Origin of the sequence: Baekduia alba (assembly GCF_028416635.1) — a bacterium.
GTDB classification, from domain to species: Bacteria; Actinomycetota; Thermoleophilia; order Solirubrobacterales; family Solirubrobacteraceae; genus Baekduia; species Baekduia alba.
Genome location: NZ_CP114013.1, coordinates 4915955 through 4942661 on the forward strand (window position 1 = coordinate 4915955; position 26707 = coordinate 4942661).

General features: G+C 74.8%; 26 protein-coding genes and 1 pseudogene. 12 read left to right on the forward strand and 15 right to left on the reverse strand.

Annotation, left to right across the window (positions count from 1 at the left end):
• The first annotated feature begins 196 nt into the window (after nucleotides 1-196).
• A complete protein-coding gene (locus DSM104299_RS24610; RefSeq protein ID WP_272474307.1) occupies nucleotides 197-397 on the forward strand; it encodes a hypothetical protein in 201 nt (66 codons plus the stop codon).
• Here the strand turns inward: DSM104299_RS24610 and DSM104299_RS24615 are convergent.
• The gene (locus DSM104299_RS24615) at nucleotides 394-1203 is read right to left on the reverse strand and encodes a hypothetical protein (protein WP_272474308.1); all 810 of its coding nucleotides are present in this window, start codon (nucleotides 1201-1203) and stop codon (nucleotides 394-396) included. The genes DSM104299_RS24610 and DSM104299_RS24615 overlap by 4 nt on opposite strands.
• Nucleotides 1200-1667 (reverse strand): DUF4396 domain-containing protein, encoded by a 468-nt coding sequence (locus DSM104299_RS24620; RefSeq protein ID WP_272474309.1) that lies wholly within the window; start codon nucleotides 1665-1667, stop codon nucleotides 1200-1202. The genes DSM104299_RS24615 and DSM104299_RS24620 overlap by 4 nt, the downstream gene beginning before the upstream one ends.
• Nucleotides 1668-1695: 28 nt before the next feature.
• Here DSM104299_RS24620 and DSM104299_RS24625 point away from each other — a divergent pair, with 28 nt between their 5' ends.
• Both DSM104299_RS24625 and DSM104299_RS24630 read left to right on the forward strand, forming a co-directional pair.
• Nucleotides 1696-2784 (forward strand): carboxylate-amine ligase, encoded by a 1089-nt coding sequence (locus DSM104299_RS24625; RefSeq protein ID WP_272474310.1) that lies wholly within the window; start codon nucleotides 1696-1698, stop codon nucleotides 2782-2784.
• Between the two features lie 280 nt (nucleotides 2785-3064).
• Nucleotides 3065-4138: a GGDEF domain-containing protein gene (locus tag DSM104299_RS24630; RefSeq protein WP_272474311.1), complete on the forward strand. Its 1074-nt coding sequence runs from the start codon at nucleotides 3065-3067 to the stop codon at nucleotides 4136-4138.
• On the opposite strand, the gene DSM104299_RS24635 is transcribed toward DSM104299_RS24630, so the two are convergent.
• Both DSM104299_RS24635 and DSM104299_RS24640 read right to left on the reverse strand, forming a co-directional pair.
• On the reverse strand, nucleotides 4135-4692 hold the full coding sequence (locus DSM104299_RS24635; protein ID WP_272474312.1) for a 2-oxo acid dehydrogenase subunit E2: 558 nt from the start codon (nucleotides 4690-4692) through the stop codon (nucleotides 4135-4137). The two genes, DSM104299_RS24630 and DSM104299_RS24635, sit on opposite strands and share 4 nt — an antisense overlap.
• The gene (locus tag DSM104299_RS24640; RefSeq protein ID WP_272474313.1) at nucleotides 4689-5381 is read right to left on the reverse strand and encodes a GntR family transcriptional regulator; all 693 of its coding nucleotides are present in this window, start codon (nucleotides 5379-5381) and stop codon (nucleotides 4689-4691) included. The genes DSM104299_RS24635 and DSM104299_RS24640 overlap by 4 nt, the downstream gene beginning before the upstream one ends.
• Nucleotides 5382-5524: 143 nt before the next feature.
• Between DSM104299_RS24640 and DSM104299_RS24645 the strand changes: the two genes are divergently transcribed.
• Complete coding sequence (locus tag DSM104299_RS24645; protein WP_272474314.1) at nucleotides 5525-8329, forward strand: family 20 glycosylhydrolase; 2805 nt, start codon at nucleotides 5525-5527, stop codon at nucleotides 8327-8329.
• Nucleotides 8330-8366: 37 nt separating this feature from the next.
• On the opposite strand, the gene DSM104299_RS24650 is transcribed toward DSM104299_RS24645, so the two are convergent.
• The gene (locus DSM104299_RS24650) at nucleotides 8367-9080 is read right to left on the reverse strand and encodes a GntR family transcriptional regulator (protein WP_272474315.1); all 714 of its coding nucleotides are present in this window, start codon (nucleotides 9078-9080) and stop codon (nucleotides 8367-8369) included.
• Between the two features lie 68 nt (nucleotides 9081-9148).
• Here DSM104299_RS24650 and DSM104299_RS24655 point away from each other — a divergent pair, with 68 nt between their 5' ends.
• Nucleotides 9149-9922, forward strand: a complete 774-nt coding sequence (locus tag DSM104299_RS24655) for an MlaE family ABC transporter permease (protein WP_272474316.1) — start codon at nucleotides 9149-9151, stop codon at nucleotides 9920-9922.
• On the opposite strand, the gene DSM104299_RS24660 is transcribed toward DSM104299_RS24655, so the two are convergent.
• From DSM104299_RS24660 to DSM104299_RS24675, 4 genes are read right to left on the reverse strand one after another with little or no spacing between them, the layout of a single operon-like run.
• Nucleotides 9923-10675, reverse strand: a complete 753-nt coding sequence (locus tag DSM104299_RS24660; protein WP_272474317.1) for an SDR family oxidoreductase — start codon at nucleotides 10673-10675, stop codon at nucleotides 9923-9925.
• A 19-nt stretch (nucleotides 10676-10694) separates the two neighbouring features.
• Nucleotides 10695-11255: a TetR/AcrR family transcriptional regulator gene (locus DSM104299_RS24665; protein ID WP_272474318.1), complete on the reverse strand. Its 561-nt coding sequence runs from the start codon at nucleotides 11253-11255 to the stop codon at nucleotides 10695-10697.
• The gene (locus DSM104299_RS24670; protein ID WP_272474319.1) at nucleotides 11252-12715 is read right to left on the reverse strand and encodes an amidase; all 1464 of its coding nucleotides are present in this window, start codon (nucleotides 12713-12715) and stop codon (nucleotides 11252-11254) included. The genes DSM104299_RS24665 and DSM104299_RS24670 overlap by 4 nt, the downstream gene beginning before the upstream one ends.
• Nucleotides 12716-12773: 58 nt before the next feature.
• Nucleotides 12774-13082 (reverse strand): hypothetical protein, encoded by a 309-nt coding sequence (locus tag DSM104299_RS24675; RefSeq protein WP_272474320.1) that lies wholly within the window; start codon nucleotides 13080-13082, stop codon nucleotides 12774-12776.
• Here DSM104299_RS24675 and DSM104299_RS24680 point away from each other — a divergent pair.
• On the forward strand, nucleotides 13081-13551 hold the full coding sequence (locus DSM104299_RS24680) for a hypothetical protein (protein WP_272474321.1): 471 nt from the start codon (nucleotides 13081-13083) through the stop codon (nucleotides 13549-13551). The two genes, DSM104299_RS24675 and DSM104299_RS24680, sit on opposite strands and share 2 nt — an antisense overlap.
• Here DSM104299_RS24680 and DSM104299_RS24685 read toward each other — a convergent pair.
• The 3 genes from DSM104299_RS24685 to DSM104299_RS24695 are packed head-to-tail and all read right to left on the reverse strand — an operon-like array spanning nucleotide 13548 to nucleotide 17930.
• Nucleotides 13548-14849 (reverse strand): acyl-CoA dehydrogenase family protein, encoded by a 1302-nt coding sequence (locus DSM104299_RS24685; RefSeq protein ID WP_272474322.1) that lies wholly within the window; start codon nucleotides 14847-14849, stop codon nucleotides 13548-13550. The two genes, DSM104299_RS24680 and DSM104299_RS24685, sit on opposite strands and share 4 nt — an antisense overlap.
• Nucleotides 14850-14859: 10 nt before the next feature.
• Entirely contained in the window at nucleotides 14860-17223 is a 2364-nt protein-coding gene (locus DSM104299_RS24690) for a glycoside hydrolase family 65 protein (RefSeq protein WP_272474323.1), read from the reverse strand.
• Nucleotides 17220-17930, reverse strand: coding sequence for an HAD family hydrolase (locus DSM104299_RS24695; protein WP_272474324.1), 711 nt, complete (start codon nucleotides 17928-17930; stop codon nucleotides 17220-17222). The genes DSM104299_RS24690 and DSM104299_RS24695 overlap by 4 nt, the downstream gene beginning before the upstream one ends.
• An 84-nt stretch (nucleotides 17931-18014) precedes the next feature.
• Between DSM104299_RS24695 and DSM104299_RS24700 the strand changes: the two genes are divergently transcribed.
• Nucleotides 18015-18455, forward strand: a complete 441-nt coding sequence (locus DSM104299_RS24700; protein ID WP_272474325.1) for a Fur family transcriptional regulator — start codon at nucleotides 18015-18017, stop codon at nucleotides 18453-18455.
• On the forward strand, nucleotides 18452-20110 hold the full coding sequence (locus tag DSM104299_RS24705) for a catalase (protein WP_272474326.1): 1659 nt from the start codon (nucleotides 18452-18454) through the stop codon (nucleotides 20108-20110). The genes DSM104299_RS24700 and DSM104299_RS24705 overlap by 4 nt, the downstream gene beginning before the upstream one ends.
• 16 nt (nucleotides 20111-20126) lie before the next feature.
• On the opposite strand, the gene DSM104299_RS24710 is transcribed toward DSM104299_RS24705, so the two are convergent.
• Both DSM104299_RS24710 and DSM104299_RS24715 read right to left on the reverse strand, forming a co-directional pair.
• Complete coding sequence (locus DSM104299_RS24710) at nucleotides 20127-21734, reverse strand: DHA2 family efflux MFS transporter permease subunit (protein WP_272474327.1); 1608 nt, start codon at nucleotides 21732-21734, stop codon at nucleotides 20127-20129.
• Nucleotides 21735-21744: 10 nt separating this feature from the next.
• Nucleotides 21745-22077: a diguanylate cyclase gene (locus DSM104299_RS24715; protein WP_272474328.1), complete on the reverse strand. Its 333-nt coding sequence runs from the start codon at nucleotides 22075-22077 to the stop codon at nucleotides 21745-21747.
• Between the two features lie 177 nt (nucleotides 22078-22254).
• Between DSM104299_RS24715 and DSM104299_RS24720 the strand changes: the two genes are divergently transcribed.
• The 4 genes from DSM104299_RS24720 to DSM104299_RS24735 all read left to right on the forward strand — a co-directional run bounded on the left by DSM104299_RS24720 (nucleotide 22255) and on the right by DSM104299_RS24735 (nucleotide 25905).
• Complete coding sequence (locus DSM104299_RS24720) at nucleotides 22255-23715, forward strand: MptA/MptB family glycosyltransferase (RefSeq protein ID WP_272474329.1); 1461 nt, start codon at nucleotides 22255-22257, stop codon at nucleotides 23713-23715.
• Nucleotides 23712-24095 carry a GtrA family protein gene (locus DSM104299_RS24725; RefSeq protein ID WP_272474330.1) on the forward strand — a complete coding sequence of 128 codons (384 nt, stop codon included), beginning with the start codon at nucleotides 23712-23714 and terminating at the stop codon, nucleotides 24093-24095. Before DSM104299_RS24720 ends, DSM104299_RS24725 begins: the two co-directional genes overlap by 4 nt.
• Nucleotides 24092-25018: an extracellular catalytic domain type 1 short-chain-length polyhydroxyalkanoate depolymerase gene (locus tag DSM104299_RS24730; RefSeq protein ID WP_272474331.1), complete on the forward strand. Its 927-nt coding sequence runs from the start codon at nucleotides 24092-24094 to the stop codon at nucleotides 25016-25018. Before DSM104299_RS24725 ends, DSM104299_RS24730 begins: the two co-directional genes overlap by 4 nt.
• A 539-nt stretch (nucleotides 25019-25557) precedes the next feature.
• Entirely contained in the window at nucleotides 25558-25905 is a 348-nt protein-coding gene (locus DSM104299_RS24735) for a hypothetical protein (protein WP_272474332.1), read from the forward strand.
• Between the two features lie 161 nt (nucleotides 25906-26066).
• Here the strand turns inward: DSM104299_RS24735 and DSM104299_RS29615 are convergent.
• Nucleotides 26067-26699, reverse strand: a pseudogene (locus DSM104299_RS29615) (ArnT family glycosyltransferase); the annotation flags it as partial.
• Between the last annotated feature and the right edge of the window lie 8 nt (nucleotides 26700-26707).

Below are 26707 nucleotides of genomic sequence, written 5' to 3' on the forward strand. Positions count from 1 at the left end.
TCGCCTGCTGCCTGGGGCTTGGGGAGGAGCGAGACGATCATGGGACCACCTTCCCACCGGACGGCGCGCCCGGATACGGGGTGACCCGGCCAACTGGCCGTGCGGGCTGCCCCACCCTGGCCGTTCGGGTTGTGTCGGGGTGTCGGGCGCGGGACCATCGCACCTGACCAGACGACTTGCGGGTAGGAGCCTTCCCATGAGTGACGACAAGCACATCCCCGACGCCGTCCCTCCGCCGCCGGCGCTGCCGGAGGTCGAGCAGGAGTCGACCGAGGACATCCTCGCCAACGCGCCTTCGCCGGAGGAGATCATCGAGGCCGCCGAGCCGGCCGAGGACGTCCTGGCGTCGCAGCCGAGCGTCGACGAGCTGCTGGGCCGCGACCGCGACGAGCGCTAGTCGGCGCGGCGCGTCGTGACGAGGCCGAAGACGAGGTAGTCGGCGCCGGGCGAGAACGGCCAGCGCCAATGCGCGGTCTTGGCGACCCGGCCGCCCACGGCCCGGGTCGCGAGCCAGGGGTCGCAGCCGTAGGGCAGCGACCCGCCGCGCGCGAGCCTCAGCGCGGCGTCGGGCCGGGCGCGCAGCACGGCGTCCAGCGCGAACGGCTGTTGGTGGCCCTTCCACCAGCCGAGCAGGTCGTGGAGGATCACGACCACCGGCGCGGAGGCGTGCAGGCGCGCGACGACGCCGTCGGTGACCGCCTGGCCGTGGGCGAGCAGGACCGCGTCGATCTCGGCGCCGCTCAACGTCCCCGCCCGCTTGAGCGCCGGGTAGAGGAGCTGCGTGAGGATGAGGTCGCAGATCACGACGTCGTAGCCGCCGTCGCCCACCGGCGCCGCCGGCACCGCGCGCGGCGCCCCGGCCGGGGCGCGTCCCAGCGCCTGCGCGATCACGGCGTCCGCCGCCCCGCCGGTGACGTCCTCGGTGAGCGCGCGCGTCGTCGCGCCGCCGCCCGCCCGCTTCACCGCGCCCGCCAGCGCGGCGGCGTCGAGGTCGACGAGGTCCAGGAGTCCGGCGCGGCGCGCGAGGCGCCCGAGCGGCAGGTCGTCGCCGTTGCCCGCGCCCACGACCGCGACACGCGCGCCCTCGGCGATCAAGTCCTCCAACAACGCCCAGACGGCGTCGCGGGCGGGGCGCCAGCGACGGCGCCGCGCCCGGTCGCCGCGCGCGTTGTTCGCCGCGTTGGCCTCCAGCGCCGTACTCATGCGTGCTGCTGCTGCCCGTGGCCCTCGTGGACGACCGCGTGCCCCTTGCCACGGGCGATCAGCCAGCGGTTGACCGGGAACGCCGCCCAGAAGGCGAGGAACAGCGCGCCGGCCAACGAACCCCAGAACAGCGCGTCTCCGAGGCCGGCGGCCATCGCGCCCGGCACGAAGATGATGGTCAACGAGTCGATGACCTCCATCGTCGCGATGCTGAACGTGTCCGACGCGAGCGCCAGCGGCACCGACTGCCTGAGCGTGAGCCCGGCGCGCAGCAGCGGCAGCATCGTGAGCGCGTAGCCGAAGACGAAGGCCAGCGCGATCGAGATCGCGATCGACGGCACGTCGCCCCACCCGGCCGCGGTCGCGATCACCAACCCCAATACCTCGCCCAGCGCGCAGCCGGTGAGGCAGTGCAGGGTGGCCGAGATGGCAGTCCGGTTCAGCGTTTGGTCGGAGTGTCCCATCCCCGCAAGAGGGTACGCCGGGCTGCACATGGATCCGTCCGACCATGCCTTCGGCGCCGGCACCCCGTTCTCGCTCGGCGTCGAGGAGGAGCTGTTCCTCGTCGACCCCGCCACCGGCGTGCAGATCGACGCGTCGCTCGCCGTCCTTCAACGGCTCGGGCCGGTCGACGGCACCGTCGAGCGCGAGCTGCACGCGTGCCAGATGGAGCTGATCACCGACGTCTGCGCGACCACCGGCGAGGCCGTCGACGCGCTGCGCGGGCTGCGCGCCGCGGTCGCGGCGACGGGCGCCGGGCTGCTCGGCTCGGGCCTGCATCCGGCCGCGCCGGAGGGCCTGGCCGAGATCACCGACAAGGAGCGCTACGCCGCGATCCGCCATCTGCTCGGCGACGCGGTCGCCGACCCGACCGGCGGACTGCACGTCCACGTCGGGATGCCCGACGCCGAGACCGCGATCAAGGCCTTCAACGCGCTGCGCCGCCACCTGCCGCTACTGCAGGCGCTCGGCGCCAACTCGCCGTTCCGCCACGGCCGCGACACCGGCCTCGCGAGCGCGCGCGAGATCGCGATGCGCGGCTGGCCGCGGTCCGGCGTCCCGCTCGCGATGCGCGACTTCGAGGACTTCTGCACGTCGAGCGTGCGGCTCGCGCGCGCCGCCGACGTGCCGGACTACACCTGGTTCTGGTGGAAGCTGCGCCCGCACCCGCGGCTCGGCACCGTCGAGGTCCGCGCGCTCGACGCGCAGACCTCGCTCGACGACCTCGCCCCGGTCGTGGCGCTCGCCCACTGCCTGGCGCGCCACGCGGCGACCGCGGCGTCCGAGCCCGACCCGCCGGCCGAGGTGCTCGACGAGGGCGCGTTCCGCGCCGCGCGCTTCGGGATCGCGGCGGAGCTGCCGGACGTCGACGGACGGCGGCGGCCGGTCAGCGTGCTGCTCGAGGAGGTCGTCGCGCTCGTCGGCGACCACGCCCGCGAGCTCGACTGCACCGACGCGCTGGACGCCACGCGGCGGCTCGTCGAACGCGGCGGCGGCGCCGGCCAGCAGCGCGCGACGCACGCGATCGGCGGCCTCGGCGCGCTGCTGCGCGACGGCGTGACGCGCACCGCCGCGTCCTAGACGGGTTGTCCGACCGTGCCTCCCCCGACCGAGGGAGCGCGGTCCAGGACCCGCCACGACGCCGAGTGTCGCGGCGCCAACTTCGTGCTGTCGGGTCCAGCCCCGCCACGCGTTCTGCCTAGGTCCGAGCCCCGGTGCGCAGCGGCATCGCGGGCGGGCCGCGACCGGTGGTGCCCAGGGATGCGGGACGTCCGTGACCCACGTCACGCTCCCGCGCCATCAAGCGGCGCCCGCGGCACGTCGATCCTTCCTCGACGGCCCGTCCCTCACGCCCTGTCCCGTGCCCGCCGCCCCGATCCCCGCTCCTGTCATCGCCGCGCCGCCCAAGCGCTGGCCGTGGCTCGCGCTCGCGCTCATCGTCGGCGTCGCGGCGATCTCGGTCCTGACAGCGTTGCACCAGCGCGAGCAGAACGCCCGCCGCGCCGAGATGCAGGCCACGCTCTTCGCGACCGAGCTGCGCGACTCGGTCCGCGAGATCACGGTCTTCGGCAACGCCACGCCCGACCGGGACCTGACCAGGGTGCTGCGGCCCGTCATCGCGAGCACCGCCCGGACCGCCAGCGCGCGCGTCGCCCGCCTCGACCGGCTGCTCGGCGGCGACCCGCGCACCGACCGGCTGACCGCGCAGCTGCTGCAGATCCGCCAGGTGGCGGCCACGACCAGCGGGCCGATCGCGTTCGGCGTGCGGCTCAATGCCCAGGCCGACCGGATGGCCCGCACCGCCGACGCGATAGCCCGCGACCAGCGCGCCCGCGCGACGCTGATCGCGCGCGAGACGATCGCCGGCGGCGCGCTCGCGGTGCTGCTCAGCCTGGCGATCGTGGCCCTGGTGCTCCAGCGCGCGCAGCGGCTGCTCGTCGCGGCCGGTCTGCGCCAGGCGGCGCAGCTCCAGGAGCTCGCCGAGAGCGATCCGCTCACCGGCCTGGCCAACCGCCGCCGCCTCGCCGACGACCTCGCGCGGCTGCGCGCCCTCACCACGCCGGGCGCGCCGGTGCAGGTGGTGATCTGCGACCTCGACGGCTTCAAGGCGTTGAACGACACCTTGGGCCACGAGGCCGGTGACGAGCTGCTCGTGCGGTTCGCCGCGCACCTGACCGCGGCGGCCGGCGACCGCGGCGAGGCCTACCGCCTCGGCGGCGACGAGTTCTGCGTGCTCTCCCGCCCCGGGCTGGACGTCGCCGGACCGATCCGCGCCGCGCTGGCCGGCGACGCCGACCTCCCGGTCCGCGGCTCCGCCGGCCTCGCCCTCTGGCCCACCGAGGCGCCGAGCGCCCGCGCCGCCATGCGCCTCGCCGACGAGCGCATGTACGCGGTCAAGGCGTCGCGCCGCCGCGCCGCCAGCGCCGCCGCTTAGAGCGCCGCGCGCAACGACGACAAGAACTGCGCCGCGTCGGCCGGAGTCACGATGCGGGCGTCGGCGGAGAGCGTGATCGTCGTGGTGCCGACGGCCAGCGCGCCGGCGTGCCCCGGGGCGATGATGGCGGTGAACGCGGCGATGCCGTGGTCAGCGAGGCTCGCGAGCGTGAAGGTGGCGTTGGCCTGCGCGGCGGCGGTCAGCGTCCCGGCCGCGAGCGCGTCGCGCGCGGCGGCGATCTCCTCGGCGATCGCGCCGGCCGTCTTGACGTCGGCGTCCAGGATCGTCGGCGTCGCGCCGCCGAGCACGACGCCGACGTTGGCGCGCTCGTAGTGCTGGAGCTTGGCGTCCACGTAGGCGCCGTTGACGCTGGCGACCGCCTTCAGCGCGCGGCCCGCGGCACCGACCAGCGCGCCGAGATCCGCGTTGGTGGTGTCGATCGCGATCGACGCCTGGAAGTCGGGGACGGTGGCCTTGGCCTCGGCGACGCGGCGCGCGGCGGTGCGCTGGGCGGCGGTGGGCTCGATCGTGTCGACGGCGCCCTTCGCGCTCATTCGCTCTCCTCGAAGTAGTCGGGGTGGACTTCCCGGATGTGGGGCAGGCTGGACAGGACCATGCGCAGGTGATGGCGCAGGGTGGCCTCGGCGTCGTCGGGGTCGCGGTCGGCGACGGCGGCGACGACCTGGCGGTGCTCGGAGACCATCTCGCCGAGGTAGCCGGGCTCGGGCAGGCTCAGGCGGCGGACGCGGTCGAGGTGGCCGTTGGCGCGGCGGCTCAGCTGCCACGCGATCTCGCGGCCTGACAGCTCGCAGAGGCGGCGGTGCAGCGCGTCGTCGAGCCGGTCGAACGCGTCGGCGTCGCCGGCCTCCTGCGCGCGGTCCTGCGCGACGAGGTTGGCCTGCAGCTCGGCGAGGTCGTCCTCCGTGGCGCGCGCGGTCGCCAGGCGGATCGCGGCGCACTCGAGCGCCTCGCGCACGAACGCCGCGTCCTCGACGCCGTCGTTGGAGATCAGCGTGACGAACGTGCCGAGCTGCGGGACGATCGCGACCAGCCGCTCGTCGCGCAGCCGGACGAGCGCCTCGCGCACGGGCGTGCGCGACACCCCGATCCGCTCGGCGAGCTCGTTCTCCGACAGGCGCCGGCCGGGCTCCAGCTCGGCGCTGACGATGGCCTCGCGCAGAGCGAGGTACACCTGGTCGCGCGCCGAGACCCCCGACGCGCGCTCGCCGAGGGCGATCCGCATGGGTGGAGGTATACAAGCCCGAGGCCCGACCGCGGGCTTGGACCGGAAAATTGGTCTAGACCTGTGGCCTTCGCTGGTATATACCAGCGTCGTCCAGCACAACAGAGGCGTGCGCTACGCGCCGTCCCCCGGGGAGGGTGGAGATGAGCAGGAAGAACGCGAGGCTCGCGGCGATGGTCTGCGGGCTGATGGCAGCCATCGGCGCGCCGGCGAGCGCCAGCGCGGAGTGCCATCCGGACGCGCGCGAGCTCCAGGCGACCTACCAGCCGGTCGCCCACAGCGCCGACGCCACGGCGGTCCAGGCCCGGCTGACGCTGGCCAACGCCAGCCGCCGGTGCGCGCTGCCCGCCTCCGGGTGGAAGCTGTACTTCACCTTCGTCCGCCAGCCGCTGGCGGCCGGCCCGGACGGCGACGTCGCCGACGCGGCGCGCGCCCAGCTCGCCGGCCAGGGCCTCACGCTCGCCCACGGCGACGCGGCCCAGAGCGGCGACCTGTACGTGTTGACGCCCACCAGCGACTTCCAGCCGGTCGCGCCCGGCACGCGCCGCGCGATCGACTTCGGCGTCGAGCTGTGGACGATCCTCAAGACCGACGCGCCCGCCGGCTTCCACGTCGTCTTCGACGGCGAGCCCGCCCGCTGGGTCCCGGCCCGAGCGCTGCTGGACCGGACCGACCCGGCGCAGACCACCGCGTTCAGCGGCGACGCGAACCCGGTGCCGACCGCCGCGTCGCGGTTCGCGGAGAACACGAGCCCGCTGCTGGCGCTGGGCCTGCGCGACCGGATCGTGCCGCGGCCCGCGCGCGCCCGCGCGCTGCCGGGGGTCGTCGCCGTCGGCGGCGGCCGCACGACGATCGCGGCGCCGAGCGCGCTGCGCGGCGAGGCCGGCTACCTGCAGGCCGCGCTGGGCGACGTGCTGCGCGGCGGCGCCGACGTCGTCGACCACGCGCGGCAGCCGGACATCGCGCTGGCGCTGGACCCGCGCCTCGGGGCCGAGGCCTACACCTTGGACGCGCGCGACGGCCGCGGCGGCGGCATCCGGATCGCCGGCGGCGACGCAGCGGGCGTCCTGTACGGCATCCAGACCCTGCGCCAGCTGATCCCGGTCGACGCGTACCGCGCCGCCGCGAGCGGCCGGCGCGTCGGCACCTTCTGGATGCCCGGCGCGAGCGTGAGCGATCAGCCGCTGCTCGGCTACCGCGGGCTGCAGATCGACGTCGCCCGCCACTTCCAGTCGCCCGCGTCGCTGAAGAAGCTGATCGACCTGATGGCCTTCCTCAAGCTCAACCGGCTGCACCTGCACCTCACCGACGACGAGGGCTGGCGCCTCCAGATCCCGGGTCTGCCGGAGCTCACCGACTTCGGCGCGCACCGCGGCTACGACGTCGCCGAGGAGCATCAGCTGCACCAGGGCATGGGCTCGGGCAGCGACCTCTCCAGCGACGACGGCGTCCAGGGCAAGGCCCACGACGCGACGGAGGCCAACCTCGGCCGGGCGCCGGCCTACCAGGGCTTCGAGCAGGCCACGCTGAACTACGTCGGCCAGGGCTCGGGCTTCCTGACGACGGGCGACTTCGAGGACCTCCTGAAGTACGCCGGCGCGCGCCACATCGCGGTGATCCCGGAGTTCGACATGCCGGCCCACGCCCGCGCCGCCGTCCAGGCGATGGAGCACCGCGGCGACGCGCAGTACCGGCTCGCCGACCCCGACGACACCTCCAGCCACCGCAGCGTCCAGGGCTACACGGACAACCTGGTCAACCCGTGCCTGGACAGCACGTACGCGTTCCTGACGAAGGTCGTCCACGAGGTCCGGGCGATGTACGACGCGGCCGGCGTCCCGTTGACCATGGTCAACCTCGGCGGCGACGAGGCGCCGGGCCCGGACCGCTGGCAGCACTCCCCGGCCTGCGCCGCCAACCCGGAGACCGCGGGCAAGGACGACAAGCAGCTGATCGACCTGTTCTACACCAAGTGGAACGCGATCGCGCTGCAGGTCGCGCCGAAGACCGCGGGCTGGGAGGACATCCTGCTCGAAGGCAGCGGGTCGCTGAAGTTGGACAACTTCGTGCCGCTGCCGTGGCAGAACGTCTGGGGCTGGGGACGCGAGCAGGTGGCCTACAAGCTGGCCAACGCCGGCACGCCGGTCGTGCTGGCCCACTCCACCAACCTGTACATGGACCTGGCCTACAACAAGGATCCCGACGAGCCCGGCTACTACTGGGCCAGCCTCGTCGACGACAAGTCGACGTTCACCTACCAGCCGTTCGACGTGTACGCCAACGCGACGAACGACCGCTGGGGCAACCCGTTCACGCCCGACCCGTCGTGGGAGAAGCTGACCGACGCCGGCAAGAAGAACATCATGGGGTTGGAGGCCCAGCTCTGGGGCGAGAACGCGAAGTCGCCGCAGATCCGCGAGTACCAGGCGTTCCCGAAGCTGCTCGGCGCGGCGACGCGGGCGTGGGACCAGGACACGCCGGCGCCGCAGGACATGCCCAAGGCGTGGGACACGTTCGTCAACACCGTCGGCCAGGTGACGTTCCCGTTGTTGTCGTTCTACCAGGCGGTGGGCGACGAGCGCGACGGCGGCACCGGCGTCAACTACCGCATCCCGCTGCCCGGCGGGAAGGTCGAGAACGGCCGGTTGACGGCCAACGTGCGCAACCCGGGCCTCGCCATCGAGTGGTCGACCGACGGCCGCAGCTGGCGCGGCTACCACGGGCCGGCCCGCGTCGGCGACGGGCCCGTCGTCCTTCGCGCCCGCGCGGTCGACGGCCGCACGAGCCGCCCGTCGCCGATCGGCGTCCCGGCCTGGTCGGCCGATGCCGCCTACCCCTCGGGCTCGGTCGTGACGTCCGCCGGCGACACCTACCGCGCCACCCACGCGGCACCCGCCGGCGGCCCCGCTCCGGTCGACGCGACCGACGGGACCTGGACCGCCCTCTGACCGGCTCCTCCTCGCCGACGCCGCGCCCCGTCGCCGCTCAGGCGGCGGCGGGGCCGGGGCGCGGCGCGCGGCGCCGGCGGGTCGGCTGAGCGGCCGGCGCGGGCGCGGGATCCTGGTCGACGGACGCTGGCGGCGAGCCTTCGTCGAGCATCCGCTGCGCGGTCGCGATCCGGCCCACCAGCGCGTCGCGGGCGGCGCGCAGCTCGGCGACGCCGAGCAGCAACGGGCCGCGGCCGCGCGACGGCGTGTCCGGGCGCGGCGGCTCGGGCAAGCGGCGCTCGAGGTCCATCAGCACGCGGTCGAGGACCGCCAGCTCCTCGCGCAGGGCCCTGCGCTCGGCCGCCTCCGCGGCCGCACCGCCGCCGCCCGCGTCGGGCTCCGCCGCATCGGTCACCCACAGCGCGCCGGCCAGGGCGCGCGGCGCGACGCCCGCCTCGTCGGCGCGCCGAACGACGTCGTCGACCAGGTTCGCGAGCCGCGCGTCGCCGCCCGCGTCCGCGACGAAGGTCCCCGCGCCGTGGCGGCTGGTGAGGATGCCGTCGGCCTCCAGCCGCGCGACGACCGCCCGCACCGTGTTGTGGCTGACGCCCAGCTCGGTCGCGACGACGCGCAGCGCCGGCAGCCGCTCGCCGGGCCGCATCCGGCCCGCGGCGATCGCCGCCCGCACGCTCCAGTCCAGCTGCACGCCCAGCGGGACGTCGCCCTCGTGGTGGAGCGCGATCCCGACGGCGGCGGCCCAGGTACCCGGCATCGGCCACGCAGGGTACCCCTCCGGTCGGGTGGTTGCCCAGAGTGTCTGCACACTGGTACTTTCGCCCGATGCGCTTCGCGTTCCTGGAGGAGACCGGCGACATGATGATCTTGACGGGCAAGACCATCGTCTCGGCCGCCCGCCCGCCCTACATCTACGGCGGCGAGTTCGCGATCCAGTTCCTGTTCGCCGTGAAGCTGTGCTGGCTGCCGCTGCTGATCACGTCGGTGTGCGTCAACTACGCGGTGCCGGGCGTCGAGGGTGGCAACTTCGTCGAGCTGCTCGGCTCGATCGACCGCCTCGGCGGCTTCTTCGGGCTCGCCGACATCCGCGAGTTCGCGCCGCTGGTGTGCGCGATCATCGTCTCCGGCGTCGCGGGCACCGCCATCACCGCCGACCTCGGCGCCCGCAAGGTCCGCGAGGAGCTCGACGCGCTGCAGGTGCTCGGGGTCGACCCCATCAAGAGCATCGTCGTGCCGCGGTTCCTGGCGCTGATGGTCGCGACCGGGCTGTTCGACGTCTTCGCGATCATGGCCGGGGTCGCCGGCGGCGTCATCGCGACGCTGACCCACCACGCGCCGCTCGGTCCGTTCTGGGCGACGTTCTTCACCAACGGGACGACGACCGACCTGTGGGCGTCGGTCGTCAAGTGCACGCTCTTCGGCGCGATCGCCGCGATCGTCTGCAGCTACAAGGGCATGACGGCCTCCGGTGGCGCGGCGGGGGTCGGGCGCGCCGTCAACCAGGCGGTCGTCATCACGCTGCTCGCCGTCGGCGCGTTCAACTACATCTTCACGCAGACGCTGCTGGCGACCAACCCGGACATGTTGACGCTGAAGTAGCTACCAGGACCGCGTCACGCCGCCGTCGACGCGCAGCGACTGGCCCGTCACGTACGACGCCGGCGCCGAGACCAGGAACGCCGCGGCCGCCGCGAGCTCGGCGACGTCGCCGAGGCGGCCGGCCGGCACCTCGGTCCGGGCCGCGGCCTGCGCCGCCGCCATCCCGCCTGCGTTGTCGGCGATCCGGTCGGTCGCAATGCGGCCGGGCAGGACGGCGTTGAACGTCACGCCGTCGCCCGCGGTCTGGTGGGCGAGGTGCTTGAAGGCGTTCAACAGCCCGGGCCGGTTGGCGTTGGAGAGCTGGAGGCCGGCGATCGGCTCGACCGCCGCGCCGGAGCTGACGGCCAGGACGCGACCCCAGCCGCGCTCGCGCATCCCGGGCAGCACGCGGCGCAGGATCGCCATCGGCGAGACGACGAGCGTGCGATGCGCCGCCTCCCACTGAGCGTCGCTGAAGCCGAGCGGGTCGGCGCCCACCGGCGGGCCACCGGTGTTGGCGACGTAGATGTCGACGGGACCGAGGTCGCGCTCGACGGCGGCCACGAGCCCGTCGACCGCGCCGAGGTCGTCGCTGTCGAAGACGTAGGCCTTGGCGCCCGGCAGCGTCCCGGCCACCGCCGCGCCCGCGTCGGCCGACCGCGACGTCACCGCGACCTTCGCGCCCTCCGCCGCCAGCGCCTCCGCGATCCCGCGCCCGATGCCGCGCGACCCACCGGTCACCAGCGCGACCCTGCCGTCCAACCCGAGGTCCATGGACGGCAGTGTGACGCGCTCAGGCCGGCGTCGCCCGCCCGGCGCGCACCAGCGCCGCGAGCGCGTCGACCAGCGCGGGGTCGGCGGGCACGTCGAGCGCGAGGCGGCGCAGCTCGAAGCCGTCGACCAGCGCGATCAGCGCCGGGACCAGCGGCTCCGGGTCCGGGATGCCCAAGGCCACCAACACGGTTCGCGCCGCGTGGTCGTAGGCCGCGTAGGCGCGCGCGGCGACCGCGCGCAGCTCGGGGTCCCGCGACGCGTGCAGGTACAGCTCCATCTGCGCGAGCTGCTCGTTGCGGCTCGCGCTCTGCACCACGGCCTGGACGGCCGCCGCGACCGCCTCGAGCTCCGGCGTCGTGCCCTCCAGCCCCTCGGCCAGCCCTTCGAGCCGCTGCACCTCGCGCGAGACGAACAGCAGCAGCGCCTCGCGCAGCAGGTCGGGCTGCGAGGGGAAGTGATAGGTCAACGAGCCCAGCGACACGCCGGCCGCGGCCGCGACCGCGCGGTTGGTCACGCCGCCGATGCCCTGCTCGCCGATCAGCGTGAGCGTCGCGCCCAGGATCCGCTCGCGCGCGCTCACGCCGCCGCGGCCCTCGGCGACGCCGCGACGTAGGGCGGGCGCCGGTCCTGCCAGCGCTCCACGGCCTCCAGCTGCGCGGCGAGCGCGATCAGCCGCGGCTCGCTGCCGCCCGGCCCGAGCAGCTGCGCGCCGACCGGCAGCCCGTCGCCGGTCAGCCCGGCCGGGACGTTGACGCCCGGCCAGCCCAGCACGTTCCACGGCCACGCGTACGGGCACGCGCCGACGATGACCTTGTCGGTCGCCCAGCCCCCGAGCCCGTCGATCGACCCGATCGGCAGCGGCAGCTGGGCGGTCGTCGGCGTCAGGACGACGTCGACGCGCCGGAAGATCCGGCCGACCTGCGCGCGCAGCGGTCGCTCGAACGCGCGCGCCGCGCGCAGCACCGGCCCGCCGACCCAGCGGCCGAGCGCGATGTTGTGGCGCGTGCGCTCGTCCAGGAGCGCGACGTCGGGCACGCGCCGCGACCACTCGCGCAGCCCGACCATCGAGCGCGGGATGAACGTCGCGCCCATCAGCCCGTAGGCCGGGTCGTCGCGGACGACCTCGTGGCCGAGGCCGTCGAGGACGCGCGCGAGGCGCTCGACCGCGGCGCGCACGCGCGGGTCCAGCGTCGCCGGCGCGCCGCTGAACGGGATCCGCAGCGACAGCGCGATCCGCAGGCGGCCGGGCTCGGCGCGCCGCGCGATCTCCGCGAACGGGACGCCGGGCGCGCCGGGCGTGTGGCGGTCGCCGTCGGCGCGGCCCGCGACCGCGTCGAGCAGGAGCGCCGCGTCCGCGACGGTCCGCGCCAGCGGGCCGATGCACGTCAGCCCCTGGAACGCCTCGGGATCGGGCATCGTCGAGATCCGCCCGCGCTGGGGCTTGATCCCGACGAGGTGCGTCCACGCCGCGGGGATCCGGACCGAGCCGGCGCCGTCGGAGCCCAGGGCCGCCGGGACCAGGCCCGCCGCGACCGCCGCCGCCGAGCCGCCCGACGACCCGCCGGGCGTGCGGTTCAGCGCCCACGGGTTGCGCGTGGCGCCGAACGCCGGCCCCTCGGTGATCGGCCACTGGCCGAACTCGGGCGACGTGGTCTTGCCGACGATCACCGCGCCCGCCGCGCGCAGCCGCCGCGCGACCTCGCCGTCGACCGACTTGGTGGTGAACGCGCCGTGGCAGCCGAACGCGGTCGTCTCCCCCGCCAGGTCCATGTCGTCCTTGATCGCGAGCGGGACGCCGAGCAGCGGCTGGCCCGCGACGTCGCCGGTCGCCCGGCGGGCGTCGGCGGCGGCCGCCTCGGCGCGCGCGGCGTCCGGCCGCGTGCAGCGGAAGGCGTTGAGGTCGGGCTGGGCGGCGTCGATGCGCGCGAGCGCGGCGTCGACGAGCTCGACCGAGGAGACCGCGCCGGCGGCGATGAGCTCCGCCTGCCGGCGTAGGCCGGCGAGCGCGAGGCCCGCGGCCTCGGGTGACGTGGACGACATGGCTCCGATCCTGACCTCTCGTTCGTTCGAACGACCAGGTTACGGATCGGCGCGTGCTTCAGGAAGCGCGCCGCTGCCGGCTGGCTTCATCGTCGCGGTCCTCGGACACCAAGTCGCGCGCCTGGGCGCGTGAGCGCACGTAGGCCCGGAACACGCCGGCGCGTGCTGCCTCGAGCTGCGCCTCGACGAGCGCGAGCACGGCCGCCTCCGAGGCGTCCGGCTCCTGCTCGTCGTCGCGCTGACCATCCATCGCCCATCTCGTACCTCGACGCCGCGACGTGAAACCCGCCACGTCCGCGCGACGCCCAGCGACGCCCCAGCCGCGTCTCAGCGCGCACCCAGGGGTCGGGCCGATGGTCTTGTCCATGAAGAACCCACGCGTCCGCAAGCTCGCCGTCATCGTCGGGACCACCGCCCTGCTCGGCGGCGCGGTCGCCGGCTGCGGCAGCGCCAGCTCGTCGAGCCCGACGTCGACCAACACCACCAACAACGGCGAGCAGCCGCCGGTCGCCGGCACGACCGCCCAAGCCCAGGGCGGCCGCCCGGGGCTCTCGACCGCCACGCTGCAGACGCTGGCGACCAAGCTCGGCGTCACGACCAGCGCGCTGCAGAAGGCGATGGACGCGGCGCGCCCGACCGGCCAGCCCGGCGCCGGCGGCGGGTCCGACATGGCCGCGGCGATCGCCAAGCAGCTGAACCTGTCGACCGCGAAGATCCAGGCCGCGCTGCAGGCGGCCATGCCATCGGGCGCCCCGGGCAACCGCAAGCCGCCGAGCGGGACCCCGCCGTCGGGGTCGACCTCCAGCTCCTCGTCGTCCGGGACGACGAGCAGCTAATCGTTGGCGGTCACCGCGTCGAGCACGGCCGCGAACCGCTCGCGCGCCGCGGCGCGGCGGGTCGGGACGTGCTCGGTCGGGCGCTCGTCGGGCGGCGGCGCGTAGCCGCGCAGGATCTGGCGAGCGACCGACTGGCGGTGCACCTCGTCGGGCCCGTCGTAGATCCGCGCCGCGCGCGCGAAGCGGTACATCGCCTCCAGCGGCAGGTCGGTGGAGTAGCCGAGCGACCCGTGCGCCTGCAGCGCGCGATCGACGACGTCATGCAGGACGCCGGCGCCGTAGAACTTGATCAGCGCGATGTCGGTGCGCGCCGCCGCGACGCCCTGGGTGTCCATCACCCACGCGGCGTGGAGGGTCATCAACCTGGCGGCCTGCATCTGCGCCGCGGAATCGGCGATCCAGTTCTGGACGGTCTGGTGCTCGCCCAGCGTCTTGCCGTGCGCGACCCGGTAGGTCGCGCGCTCGCAGAGCATGTCGAACGCGCGCCGCGCCACGCCCAGCCAGCGCATGCAGTGGTGGATCCGCCCCGGGTACAGCCGCTGCTGGGCGATCAGGAAGCCCTCGCCCTCGCCGCCCAGCCGCGCGGTGGCCGGGACGCGGACGTCCTCGTAGGCGATCTCCGCGTGGCCGCCGAGCTGCCCGTAGGCCTCCCACGGATGCTCCATCGTCGGGACGTCGCGCAGGATGTTCACGCCCGCGGTGCCGGCGTCGACCACGAACATCGACGCCCGCTGGTGCGGTCGCGCGTCCGGGTCGGTGACCGCCATGACGATCAGGAAGTCCGCGATCGAGGCGTTGGAGGAGAACCACTTGCGCCCGGTCAGGACGTAGTCGTCGCCGTCGCGCACCGCGCGCGTCTTCAACATGGTGGGGTCGCTGCCCGCGCTGTCGGGCTCGGTCATCGAGAACGCGGACTTGAGGTCGCCGGCCAGCAGCGGCTCGAGGTAGCGCTCGCGCTGCTCGGCCGTCCCGGCCATGGCCAGGATCTCGCTGTTGCCGGAGTCGGGCGCCTGGCAGCCGAACGCGTTGGGGGCGTAGGGCGACGTGCCGAGCACCTCGTGCAGCAGCCCCAGCTTGACCTGCCCGTAGCCCTGCCCGCCGAGCTCGGGGTCGAGGTGGGCGGCCCACAGGCCCTGGCGCCGCACCTCCTCCTGCAGCGGCGCGTAGATCCGGTCCAGCGCCTCCTGCGGGAGGCTCGGGACCAGCGTCTCCAACGGCCAGATCTCCTCCCGCACGAAGGCGCGCGCCCAGTCCAGCTTCGCCGCGTAGTCGGGATCGGTCGAGAAGTCCCAGGCCATGTGGCCGATGCTACTTGCGGGCGGACGCGCGCCGCAGCGGCTCGCGGCCCGGCGGCTGGCGCGGGCGCTCGCGCGGCGGCGCCGGCGGCAGCGGGCGGGTCACCGGCTCGGCGCCCGCGCGCAGCGTGATGGCGTCGCCGTAGTGGGCGATCTCGAGCTCGTCGCCGCGCTGGAGCGTGTAGGTCGCGCCGCGCTCGTCGACCTCGACCAGGACGCGCCCGCGCGCCACGCCGATCCGGAACGCAAGCCGCTGCACGCCCGGCGGCACGCGCGGCGCGAAGGTCAGCCGGCCGTCGTAGTCGCGGAAGCCGCCGAAGCCGGCGACGAGCGCCAGCCACGAGCCGGCCAGCGACGCGATGTGCAGGCCGTCGCGCGTGTTGTGCTCGAGGTCGTGGAGGTCCATGAACGCGGCCTCGCCGAGGTAGTCGTAGGCCAGCTCGAAGTGCCCGGTCTCGGCCGCCACGACGGCCTGCACGCACGCCGACAGCGAGGAGTCGCGGACGGTCAGCGGCTCGTAGTAGGCGAACGCGCGCGCCTTCTGCTCGTCGGTGAAGCGATCGCCGCACGTGTAGAGCGCGAGGACGAGGTCGGCCTGCTTGACGACCTGCTTGCGGTACAGGTCGAAGTACGGGTAGTGCAACAACAACGGATAGTGGTCGGTCGGCGTGTGCTCGAAGTCCCACGTGGCGTGGTGCGTGAAGCCCTCGGCCTGCATGTGGACGTCGAGGATCCCGTCGTAGGGCATGTGCATGGCGTCGGCCGCCCGCCGCCACTGCGTCGCCTCCTCGTGCCCGACGCCGAGCGCCGCGGCGCTCTCAGGATGGACGTCGACCGCCCGCGCCGCGCCGATCAGGTTCTGGCGCGCCATCAGGTTGGTGTAGGTGTTGTCGTCGCTGATCGCGCTGTACTCGTCCGGGCCCGTGACGCCGGGCAGCCGGAAGCGGTTCTTGCGGTCGTAATGGCCGAGCGAGATCCACAGCCGCGCGGTCTCCACCAGCAGCGGCAGGCCGACCGTGCGGGCGAAGTCCGGGTCCTCCGCCGCGTGCTGGTAGCGCAGGACCGCGGCCGCGATGTCGGCGCCGATGTGCACCGCCGCGCTGCCCGCCGGCCAGTAGCCCGAGCACTCCTGGCCCGCGATCGTGCGCCACGGGAACGCGGCGCCGGCCCAGCCGAGCTGGCGCGCCCGCTCGCGCGCGAGCCCCAGCGTCGCGAAGCGCCAGCGCAGCGCGTCGCCCGCCGCGTCGGGCGAGGTGTAGGTCAACACCGGCAACACGAAGGACTCGGTGTCCCAGAACGCGTGGCCGTCGTAGCCCGAGCCGGTCAGGCCCTTGGCCGGGATCGCGCGGCGCTCGGCCCGCGCGCCCGCCTGCAGCACGTGGAAGAGCGCGAAGCGGATCGCCTGCTGCAGGTCCTCGTCGCCGTCGACCTCGACGTCGGCGCCCTCCCAGAAGGCGTCGAGGTAGGCGCGCTGCTCCTCGCACAGCCCCGCCCAGCCGGTGTGCCGCACCTCGGCCAGCGAGCCGCGCGCCTGCGCGCGCACCGACGGCAGCGAGCGATGGCCCGACCACGCGTAGGCCAGGAACTTGAGCACGCGCAGCGTCTGCCCGGCCGGGACGTCGGCGGCGACGATGACGCGGCCCGCGTCGGGGCCGACGTCGACCGTGGTCTCCATCCCGTCCGGGCCCTCGATCTCATGGTCCATCGTGGCGCACAGCCGCGCGCCGCTGCGCTTGACGCGGTGGGCGAGCGAGATCCGCAGCTCGTCGGCGTAGTGCTCCTCGGGCTGTAGCGGCGCCTGGAGCTCGGCCGCCGCGCGCGGGTCGTCGCCGTGCTCGATCTGGCCGTCCTCGTTGGCCACGAGCTCGGACTGGACGACCAACCGCGTGCTCTTGCCCACGGGCTCGACCTCGTAGAGGATCGCGGCCGCGCCGCGCTGGCTGAGCGAGACCAGGCGCGTGGAGGTGATCCTGACCTCGGCGCCGGCGGGCGAGCGCCAGTGCACCGTGCGGCGCAGGACGCCGCCGCGGAAGTCCAGCTCGCGGCTGTGGGCGAGCAGCTCGCCATAGCGGACGTCGAAGAGCTCGTCGTCGACGTGCAACCGCATCAACTTGCCGTCGGTGACGTTGACGACCGTCTCGCCGGCCTCCGGGTTGCCGTAGGCGCTCTCGGCGTAGGGCAGCGGACGGGTCTCGTGGAAGCCGTTGAGGTAGGTGCCGGGCAGGCCGACGGGCTCGCCCTCGTCGAGGTTGCCGCGCATCCCGACGTGCCCGTTGGACAGCGCGAAGACCGACTCGGACTGCGCGAGGCTGTCGAGGCTCAGGCCGTCCTCGCGCAGGGACCAGGGGGCGGCGGAGTAGTTGGGGTGGTCGATCACGGAAGCAGCTCGTCGAGATCCTGCACGACGACCGTAGCGCCATGGTCGCGCAGGGCTCCCGACTGGCCGACGCGGTCGACGCCGACGACGGCGCCGAACTTGCCGGCGCGGCCCGCCTCCACGCCGGCCAGCGCGTCCTCGAAGACCGCGGCGTGCGCCGGCTCGACGCCGAGCTCGCGCGCGGCCTCCAGGAACGTGTCGGGCGCGGGCTTGCCCTTGAGGCCGCCCTCGGCGACCGCGTGGCCGTCGACGACGTGCGCGAAGCGGTCGAGGATCCCGATCGACCGCAGCACGTCCTTGGCGTTGGCCGACGAGGAGACGACCGCCAGCTTGAGCCCCGCGTCGCGCGCGGCGCCGACGTAGCGGACCGACCCCTCGTAGGGCTGCACGCCGTCCTTCTTGATGATGTCGAGCACGAGCGTGTTCTTGCGGTCGCCGAGCCGCTTGACCAGCTCCTCGTCCGGCTGGATGCCGCGCGACCTCAGGAACGACCGCACGCCGTCGGGCCGCGGCAGGCCGTCGACGAACTCGTCGTAGTCGTCGTGCGCGTCGAACGGGACGAGCTCGCCGCCCTCGCGCTGCGCCTTGTCCTTCAGATACTCGTCGAACATCTGCTTCCAGGCCGCGGCATGCACCTTCGCGGTCTGACTGAGCACGCCGTCGAGGTCGAAGAGGAGGGCCTGGATGCCCTCGGGGAGTCCGAGCATGGCTGAAGGCGTACCACGTCTGCCCACCTGTGCACTCTTCTTGAATCATTCCAATCTGGGCGCGAATCCTGCTAGGTTGGCGGCGTGGGTGCCGCCACCTACCCGGAGCAGCTCCGGACCGCCGGACTGCGGGCGACCGCCGCGCGCGTCGCGGTGCTCCAGGTGCTCACCGAGGCAACCGACCATCCCCGCGTCGATCAGGTGATCGACCGGGTGCGCGGCGCCGGCGTGACGATCTCCACGCAGGCCGCCTACGACGTGTGCGAGGCCCTGCGCGGCGCCGCGCTCGCCCAGCGGATCGAGATCGCCGGAGGTCCCGCGCGCTACGAGTCGCGCGTGGGCGACAACCACCACCACCTCGTGTGCCGCGCCTGCGGCACCGTGGTCGACGTCGACTGCGCCACCGGCGCGGCGCCCTGCCTGACGCCATCCGAGCAGCAGGGCTTCGTCATCGACCAGTCCGAGGTGACCCACTGGGGCCTGTGCCCCGCCTGCCAACAACCACGAGAGGCGACAGCCCCATGAGCGACGACGACCCCAACACGCTGACCACCCGCAACGGCCATCCGATCGGCGACAACCAGAACACGCGCACGATCGGCAATCGCGGTCCGGCGACGCTCGAGAACTACCAGTTCATCGAGAAGCTCGCCCACTTCGACCGCGAGCGCGTGCCGGAGCGCGTGGTCCACGCCCGCGGCGCCACCGCCTTCGGCTACTTCGAGACCTACGGCACCGTCGACGGCGAGCCGATCTCCAAGCTCACCCGCGCCAAGCTCTTCGAGCCGGCCGGCAAGCAGACCGAGATCGCCATCCGCTTCTCGACCGTCGCCGGCGGCCGCGACTCCTCCGAGGCCATTCGCGACCCGCGCGGCTTCGCCGTCAAGTTCTACACCGAGGACGGCAACTGGGACCTCGTCGGCAACAACCTCGGCGTCTTCTTCATCCGCGACGCGATCAAGTTCCCCGACTTCATCCACTCCCAGAAGCCGGACCCGGTCACGTTCGAGCGCCAGGTCGCCAACCGCGTGTTCGACTTCGCGTCCCAGACGCCGGAGTCGCTGCACATGTTCAACCTGGTGCTGAGCCCGCGCGGCATCCCGGCGTCCTACCGCCACATGCAGGGCTTCGGTGTCAACACCTACAAGTGGGTCAACGCCGCGGGCGAGACCAAGCTCATCAAGTACCACTGGCTGCCCAAGCAGGCCGTCCAGTCCTGGACCGAGGCCGACGCCGGCGTCCAGCAGGGCAAGGAGCTCGGCGTCCACACCAAGGACCTCTACGAGGCCATCGCCAACGGCGACCACCCCGAGTGGGAGCTGGCCGTCCAGATCATGGACGACCACGACCACCCCGAGCTGGACTTCGACCCGCTCGACGACACCAAGGTCTGGCCCGAGAACGTCTTCCCGGTCCACAAGATCGGCAAGATGGTGCTCAACCGCGCGCCAGAGAACTTCTTCGCCGAGAGCGAGCAGATCGCCTTCGGCACCGGCGTCCTGGTCGACGGCCTGGACTTCAGCGACGACAAGATGCTCGTCGGGCGCACGTTCAGCTACAGCGACACGCAGCGCCACCGCGTCGGCCCGAACTACCTCCAGCTCCCGGTGAACCACCCCAAGGGCGTGGAGCAGGTCCGGACCAACCAGCGCGACGGCGCGATGACCTACGCGGTCGACGGCGGCGACGGCAACCCCTCCGTCAACTACGAGCCGTCGATCACCGGCGGCCCGCAGGAGGGCCCGAAGCCCGAGCACACCGAGCAGGGCCCGGCGATCGAGGGCCGCCTCACGCGCGCCAAGATCGAGCGGACCAACGACTACGCCCAGGCCGGCGAGCGCTACCTGCTCTCCGAGCAGTGGGAGAAGGACGAGCTCGTCGCCAACTGGGTCGGGAACCTGTCGCAGTGCGACCGGCCGATCCAGGAGCGGATGCTCTGGCACCTGTTCATGGCCGAGGACGAGCTGGGCGCCCGCGTCGGCGCGGGCCTCGGCATCACGGCCGACGACGTCCGCGGCCTGGAGCCGCTGGCGACGCAGAACCTGACCGAGGCGGAGCTGGCCCGCGCCGCGAACCTCGGCAGCAACGGCCCGCGCGACACCAACGGCCTCGTCATGACGCACTGCGTCCCGAACGAGCGCATCGCCCTGGCCGACGACGAGGAGCTCGTCGCCTCCTAGGCGAAGGACCCGCCGTTCAGGCGGCTGTCGGAGCCTCGCGCTCCGGCAGCCGCACGGCGTCCAGCGGCGCGGCGACCAGCTGGCCGCCCGAGCAGTCCTCGCAGCGCACCCTGCGCCGCGGGTTGACGATCCCGACCAGGCCCAGGATCCCGCCGCAGGCGACGAGGATCGCGCTGAGGCCCATGCCGAGGTGGAAGGCGTCCACCGAGGCGTCCTGCACCGATTGGGCCACCGCCGCGCGCTCGGCCGCCGGCAGCGCGGACACGTCGATGGTCGCGAGCGTCCGCTCCTTGGCGCTCTCGACCGCCGCCTGCGACTGCGGGCTCAGCGGCCGGTCGCCGAGCGTGCCGTCGATCGACGACGAGAACGAGGCGGAGACGACCGCGCCGAGCGCGGCGACCGCGATCAGCGCCGCGACGCGCGCGACCGCGTTGTTGACGCCCGACGCGATCCCCGCGTTCTGCTCGTCGGCGTCGGCCAGCACGGTCGCGGTGAGCGGCGCGACCGTCGCCGAGAGCCCGAGCGAGAACACGAACAACGCCGGGAAGACGTCGGTCCAGTAGTCCGGGCGCGCGCCGATGCGCTGCATCAGCACCAGGCCGGCGGCGGCGACGAGCGGCCCCAACCCCATGAACAACCGGGGCCCGTAGCGGTCGGCCCAACGGCCGGCGCGCTTGCTGAGCGTGAACATGACGATCGTGGACGGCAGCGTCGCCAGCCCGGCCTGCAGCGCGTCGTAGCCCGCGACCTGCTGGAGGAACAGCACCAGGAAGAAGAACGTGATCCCCAGCCCGCCGTACATGGCGAACGTCTGCGCGTTGCCCACGGCGAAGTTGCGGCGCCGGAAGAGCTCGAGCGGCAGCATCGGATAGGGCGTCCGCGACTCCCACCACAGGAAGGTCGCGAACAGCGACAGGCCCAGCAGCGCCGGGACCCAGACGCCGGGCGAGCCCCAGCCGAGCGCCGGCTGCCGGATCAGCGCGAAGACCGGTCCGGCCAATCCGAGCGCGCAGAGCACGGCGCCGGTCCAGTCGATCGGCACGTCGCGCGTCTCGCGCCCGCGCTTGGGCACCGCCACCGCGACCAGCATCAGCGTGATCAGGACGAACGGCACGTTGATCGCGAAGATCCAGCGCCACGACGTGGCGTCGATCAGGTAGCCGCCGCACAGCGGGCCGATCACGGTCGCGATCCCCGACCACGCGGTCCAGGACCCGATCGCGGCGCCGCGCTCGTCGGGTGGGAAGGTGCTGACGATCACCGCCAGCGCGCTCGGCGTCAGCAGCGCGCCGAAGACGCCCTGCAGCGCGCGGCCCGCGATCAGCACCTCGATCGACGGCGCCAGCGCGCAGACCATCGACACGATCCCGAAGCCGGCGACGCCGATCGCGAACACGCGCCGCTCGCCGAGCACGTCGCCGAGCGACCCGCCGATCAGGATCAGCGACCCCAGCGCGAGCAGGTAGGCGTTGGACACCCACTGCTGGCCGGCCAGCCCGCCGCCGAGGTCGGCCGAGATCGACGGCAGCGCCACGTTGACGACGGTCGCGTCGAGCCCGACGACGAAGGACCCCATGATCGCGGCCATCAGGCTGAGCCGCTTGGGGTCCTTGAACGACGGCATGCGCCTCACCCTAGCCCGCGAAGGAGCGGGCGATGGCGCCGCGTTCAGCGGCCGGTGACCGCGCGGTCCTTGCCCGCGCCTTGGCCGCGAGCAGGCGGTCGTCGGCGACGCGGAACAGCGCGGCGACCGTGTCGCCCTCGGCGGGCCCGATCGCCAGCCCGACCGACGTGGTGAGCGCGCCGCTCGGCCCGAGGCGCCCGTCGCGGACCGCGGCGACGACGCGGTGGGCGGCGGCGACGGCCTCGTCCTCGCCGGCGCCCGGCAGGATCACGGCGAACTCCTCGCCGCCGGTCCGGCAGATGACGTCGGCCTCGCGCACGGCGGCGCGCAGCGCGTCACTCATGATCGGCCCAGGCACCGTTCGGTTGAGCGCCGGGACCCACGTTCGTGGACAAGTGGCCCAGCGCGAGCGCCAGGCTCACGGCGCCCGCCTGATCGAACACGACGCCAATCGGCGACCTACCCGCTCGCTACGTGCCGCTGGGCGGCGCTTCAGGGTCGGGCCTCAGGCTGAAGCACGGTGCGTGAGACCCCGGCCTACGCCGCCGCATCCGCCCCGCCACCCGCGGCGAGGCGGACCGCCCTGCCGCTGCCCCTGCCCGCAGGGTGGGCGGCGGCGGGCGCCGGGGCGCTCGGGACCGCGGCGGCGGGTGCGATCGTCGGCCTCTGCTCAGCTCTCGTGCTCGCCGCCGCGGAACGCCCGTCGCCGCTGTCGGGCCCCGCGCGCCACGGCTTCCCGCGCTGGATGGTCGGGCCGCTGGCCGGGCGCCTCGGCGGGCTGCCGGCCAGCCCGCCGGCGCTCGCCGCCGACCTCGTGCGCGTGCTCGTCGGGCTCGGCGTCGCGTGGATCGTCGTGTGGCTCTGCGCGCGGCGGATCCCGGCGCCGGCGCTGTGCGCCGCGGTGGTCGTCGCCTACGTGGTGCTGCTGCTCGGGCCGCCGCTGTCGCTGACCGACATCTTCAACTACCTGCACTACGGCCGGATGGGTCCGCGCTACGGGCTGGACCCGTACGTGGCGCAGCCGCTGGCCGCGCCGCACGACGCGGCCTACATCTACTCCAACTGGCATCACCTGCCCTCGCCCTACGGGCCGCTGTTCACGCTGGTGACCGAGGCGCTGGCGCCGCTGTCGGTGCCGGTCGCCTACTGGACGGTCAAGGCGCTGCTGCTGGCCTGCGCGCTCGGGACGCTGGCGCTGGTGGGCGTCGCGGCGCGGCGGCTGAACCGGTCGTGGCGGCGCGCGGTCGCGTTCGTGGCGTTCAACCCCTTGGTCTTGGTCTACGGCATCGGCGGCGCGCACGGGGAGCCGCTGATGCTGCTGCCGGCGGTCGCGGCGGTGGCGCTGGTGGTGATCGGGCGCAGCGGCTGGACGGACGCCGCGGCGGGCGCGTGCGCCGTGCTCGCGGCGGGCGTCAAGCCATCGGCGGCGTTGGTGGTGGTCTTGGTCGTGCTCGGCGCGCGGCGGCGGTGGTGGGCCGCGGCGGGCGCGGGCGTAGCGGGCGCGCTCACGCTCGCGGTCGTCGCGCTGCGCTACGGGGGCCACCTGCCGGCGACCGGCATCCAGGACCGGTTCGTCACGCCGCTCAGCGTCGCCAACGTCGTGGCCGCGCTGGCCGGCCAGGGCGGGCTGACGGCCGGCGACCGGACGATCGCCCACGCGCTCCTGGCGGCGGTGGCGCTGGGCGCGGCCGGTGCCGTCGCGCGCCGGCGCGAGCGCCTGCCGGGCGCGGCGGGCCTCGTGCTGCTCGCCGGCGTCCTCACGCTCGGCTGGACGATGCCCTGGTACGTCTGGTGGGTCCTGCCGTTCGCGGCGCTGGCCCGGACGCGCGCGCTCGCCGTCGCGTGCGTGGTCCTGACCGCGTGGCTGGCGCTGGGCGCGATCCCGCAGATGCCCGTGCTCATCCACGCCGCGGGCTTCTACCCGACGCGCTCGGCCGCGGGGCGCGTCAACCACGACTTCACGCAGCGGTACCTGCGATGAACGCCGCCGTCGCCCGCTCTGGGCCGCCGGCCCAGCTCGTGCGCTTCGCCGTCGTGGGAGCATCCAACACGGTCGTGACGCTCATCACCACCATGATGCTGGGGCTGGCGCTCCCGGCGACCGTGGCCGCTGCGCTCGGCTGGGGCGCCGGCGCGGTCAACGGCTACCGGTTGAACCGCGGCTGGACGTTCGCCTCGCGGGCGCGCGGCGCCGCGCCCGCGGCGCGCTACGTCGGCGTGCAGGCGCTCGCGGCCGGCGTCGACGCCGGCGGCGTCTGGGCGCTGTCCGGCTCGTCGCGCGTCGTCGCCGCGCTGGTCGCGCTGCCGGTCGCGTCGCTGCTCGCGTTCGTGCTCTGCCGCCGTTGGGTGTTCGTGGCGTGAGGCGGGTCGCGGTCTCGCTCGCGGCGCTGGCGCTGCTCGGCGTCGCGGCCTGGGCCACCGGCGCGTTCGCGACGCGCTTCGCCGCCAGCCCGGCGCGCACGCCGTGCACGGTCCTCACGCCCGGCGACCACCAGGTGTCGGTGCTCAGCGTCGACGGCCGGCGGCGCAGCGTCCTCCTCCACGTCCCGCGCACGGGCGCCTACGCGCCGCGGCCGCTGGTGATCGCGCTGCACGGCGCGGGCGAGACCGGGCCGGACTTCGCGCAGGACACCGGCTTCAGCCGGCTGGCCGACCGCGAGCGGTTCCTGGTGGCCTACCCGACGGCCGTCGGCCCGACGTCGTTCTGGGACATCACCGGCCAGCGGCAGGCCGACCTGCCCGAGGAGGTCGACGAGCTGCGCCGCTCGCTCGACGCCCTGGAGGGCGTGGCGTGCGTGGACCGCGCGCGCGTGTTCGTCACCGGCGTGTCCAACGGCGGCGGGATGACGGCGCGGCTGGCGTGCGAGCTGCCGGACCGCCTCGCCGGCGCCGCGCCGGTCGCGGGCGGGTACAAGGCGCTCCCGCCGTGCCGGCCCTCGCGACCGCTGCCGATCCTCGAGATCCACGGGACGGGCGACCAGGTCGTGCCCTACGGCGGGGCGCCGCCCGACTACCGCGGCAGCGTCGCGAAGTACCTCGCGCGCTGGCGGCGGATCGACGGGTGCCGGGGCACCGCGCGGCGGCTGTCGCCCGCGCCCGGCGTGCACGAGCTCGCGTGGCGGCGCTGCGCCGACGCGACGCGCGTCGAGCACGTCCGGCTCGACCACCAGGCGCACGGCTGGCCGGGCGGCCCGCGGACGACGCCGTCGACCGCCGCGTTCTCGACAACCTGGCGCACGTGGGAGTTCTTCCGCTCGCTGCCCGATCGGCCGCCGGTGGGTTGAGCGCGAACAGCGCGCCGCGGCGCGGCTGGCCGGCGGCGCGGCTGACGTCGACGCCGTGGCGTCGAGCCCAGCGGACGGCCGCGAGGCAGCCGGTCTGCGCGTTGCCGGAGGCCGCGCTGCACGCGTCGCCGAGCAAGGCATAGCGGATGGTCCCACGCGCGACCGCTCCGGCGAGCTGGCGCGGCGCCACGAGCGGGCGGCCGTAGCCGTCGGAGAGGATCAGCACCGGCTGGCCGGTCGACGCGATCAGCTGCCCGGCCTTGGCGGGCGCGCTGACGGCGAGCCGGCCGGCGGCGCCGTGCGCGTCGAGGAAGGCCGCGAGCGCGTCGACCCGCACGACCGGCAGCGCTCCGGGGCGGCCGGAGTCCTGCGTCGCCGCCGCGACCGCCTGCACGGAGGTCAGCGCCGGGAGCGCGAGCGCGGCGAGGACGGCGACCGCCGCGACGCCCCTCCCCCGCCGCAGGACGCCCGCCCCCGCGCCGATCGCGACGGCGACGGCCGGATCGAGGCAGGCGAGATACCGCACGTGGAGATCCGGCATGGCACTGCACAGCGCGACGCCCGCCGCGAGCCAGCCGCCGACGACGAAGAACGCGCCGCCGGCCGGCCAGCCGCCGATCGACCCCACCACCAACGCCGCGACCGCCACGACGACCTCGATCCCCACCCACCGCCCGAGGTGGGCGCGCGGGGAGAGCAGCCGCGTCGGCGACCGATCCGCCGGCCGCCGCGCCAGCGCCACCGCGTGGGCCCGGGCGCGGCGGGCGAGGGACGCGGCGCGGCGCGCCGCGACCCGCGGGGAGACGCCGCCGGCCGCCGTCGGACCGACGACCGGCGCAGGCTCCGCGGGCCCGCCGCCGCCCTTCAAGCGATCCACGCCGTTGTAGACCAGCGCGGCCTGCCACGGCGACCCGGAGGTCGAGCCCAGCGCCCAGGGGCGGGGATGCAGCGGCACGACGGACACGGCGACCAGCCAGGCGAGCGCGGTCGCCACGAAGGCGGCCCCGCCCACCGCCGCGCCGCGGATCCGCACGCCGCGCGGCGCGCACGCCAGCCAGAGCGCCGCCACGGCCGCCGCGCCCAGCAGCGACTCGGCCAGCTTCACGTCGAAGGCCAACCCCGCCAACACGCCCGCGCCCGCCATCCCCCACGCGCGGCCGCCGCGCGCCGAGCGCACGGCCACCACCGCGCCCGCCACGCACAGCGCCGCCATCACCGCGTCCATCGTGTCGCTGCGCGCCGTCACCACCGCGCTCGGCGACACCGCCAGGGCAAGGCCACCAACAAGACCAGCGATCCGGCCGAACAGCGTCGCGGCCAACGCCATCACCAACACGACGAGCACGACGCCACCCACCGCCTCCGGCAGGTGCAGCGCGACCGGCCCGAAGCCCAGCGCGCGCGTGCTCGCGACCTGCAGCCACAGGTCGATCGGCGGCTTGTCGATCGCCACGCGCCCGCCCGGCTCGAACGCGCCGGCCAGCGCCGCCGACCACGACGTCCCCATGCTCCGCACGGCCGCGTCGTAGTACGGGTCCAACGGGACGCGGCCCAGCGCGATCCCGCGCAGCGCCGCGGCCACGCCGGCGACTGCCACCTCCGGCGCCCAGCGGACCCAGCGCGGCGCGCGCACCTCCGTCCGGCGCGCACGCGCCGCGCCTGGTGCGGCGACCGCGGCCATGCCGCGGC

Excerpts from the sequence above, each read along its gene's own strand:
- DSM104299_RS24655 (WP_272474316.1), top strand. The coding sequence starts at position 9,149 with ATGCGCTTCGCGTTCCTGGAGGAGACCGGCGACATGATGATCTTGACG.
- DSM104299_RS24635 (WP_272474312.1), bottom strand. The coding sequence starts at position 4,692 with ATGAGCGCGAAGGGCGCCGTCGACACGATCGAGCCCACCGCCGCCCAG.
- DSM104299_RS24705 (WP_272474326.1), top strand. The coding sequence starts at position 18,452 with ATGAGCGACGACGACCCCAACACGCTGACCACCCGCAACGGCCATCCG.
- DSM104299_RS24685 (WP_272474322.1), bottom strand. The coding sequence starts at position 14,849 with ATGGCCTGGGACTTCTCGACCGATCCCGACTACGCGGCGAAGCTGGAC.
- DSM104299_RS24670 (WP_272474319.1), bottom strand. The coding sequence starts at position 12,715 with ATGTCGTCCACGTCACCCGAGGCCGCGGGCCTCGCGCTCGCCGGCCTA.
- DSM104299_RS24650 (WP_272474315.1), bottom strand. The coding sequence starts at position 9,080 with ATGCCGGGTACCTGGGCCGCCGCCGTCGGGATCGCGCTCCACCACGAG.
- DSM104299_RS24615 (WP_272474308.1), bottom strand. The coding sequence starts at position 1,203 with ATGAGTACGGCGCTGGAGGCCAACGCGGCGAACAACGCGCGCGGCGAC.
- DSM104299_RS24715 (WP_272474328.1), bottom strand. The coding sequence starts at position 22,077 with ATGAGTGACGCGCTGCGCGCCGCCGTGCGCGAGGCCGACGTCATCTGC.
- DSM104299_RS24645 (WP_272474314.1), top strand. The coding sequence starts at position 5,525 with ATGAGCAGGAAGAACGCGAGGCTCGCGGCGATGGTCTGCGGGCTGATG.
- DSM104299_RS24620 (WP_272474309.1), bottom strand. The coding sequence starts at position 1,667 with ATGGGACACTCCGACCAAACGCTGAACCGGACTGCCATCTCGGCCACC.
- DSM104299_RS24640 (WP_272474313.1), bottom strand. The coding sequence starts at position 5,381 with ATGCGGATCGCCCTCGGCGAGCGCGCGTCGGGGGTCTCGGCGCGCGAC.
- DSM104299_RS24735 (WP_272474332.1), top strand. The coding sequence starts at position 25,558 with ATGGCACTGCACAGCGCGACGCCCGCCGCGAGCCAGCCGCCGACGACG.
- DSM104299_RS24725 (WP_272474330.1), top strand. The coding sequence starts at position 23,712 with ATGAACGCCGCCGTCGCCCGCTCTGGGCCGCCGGCCCAGCTCGTGCGC.
- DSM104299_RS24675 (WP_272474320.1), bottom strand. The coding sequence starts at position 13,082 with ATGGACAAGACCATCGGCCCGACCCCTGGGTGCGCGCTGAGACGCGGC.
- DSM104299_RS24625 (WP_272474310.1), top strand. The coding sequence starts at position 1,696 with ATGGATCCGTCCGACCATGCCTTCGGCGCCGGCACCCCGTTCTCGCTC.
- DSM104299_RS24680 (WP_272474321.1), top strand. The coding sequence starts at position 13,081 with ATGAAGAACCCACGCGTCCGCAAGCTCGCCGTCATCGTCGGGACCACC.
- DSM104299_RS24660 (WP_272474317.1), bottom strand. The coding sequence starts at position 10,675 with ATGGACCTCGGGTTGGACGGCAGGGTCGCGCTGGTGACCGGTGGGTCG.
- DSM104299_RS24610 (WP_272474307.1), top strand. The coding sequence starts at position 197 with ATGAGTGACGACAAGCACATCCCCGACGCCGTCCCTCCGCCGCCGGCG.
- DSM104299_RS24710 (WP_272474327.1), bottom strand. The coding sequence starts at position 21,734 with ATGCCGTCGTTCAAGGACCCCAAGCGGCTCAGCCTGATGGCCGCGATC.
- DSM104299_RS24695 (WP_272474324.1), bottom strand. The coding sequence starts at position 17,930 with ATGCTCGGACTCCCCGAGGGCATCCAGGCCCTCCTCTTCGACCTCGAC.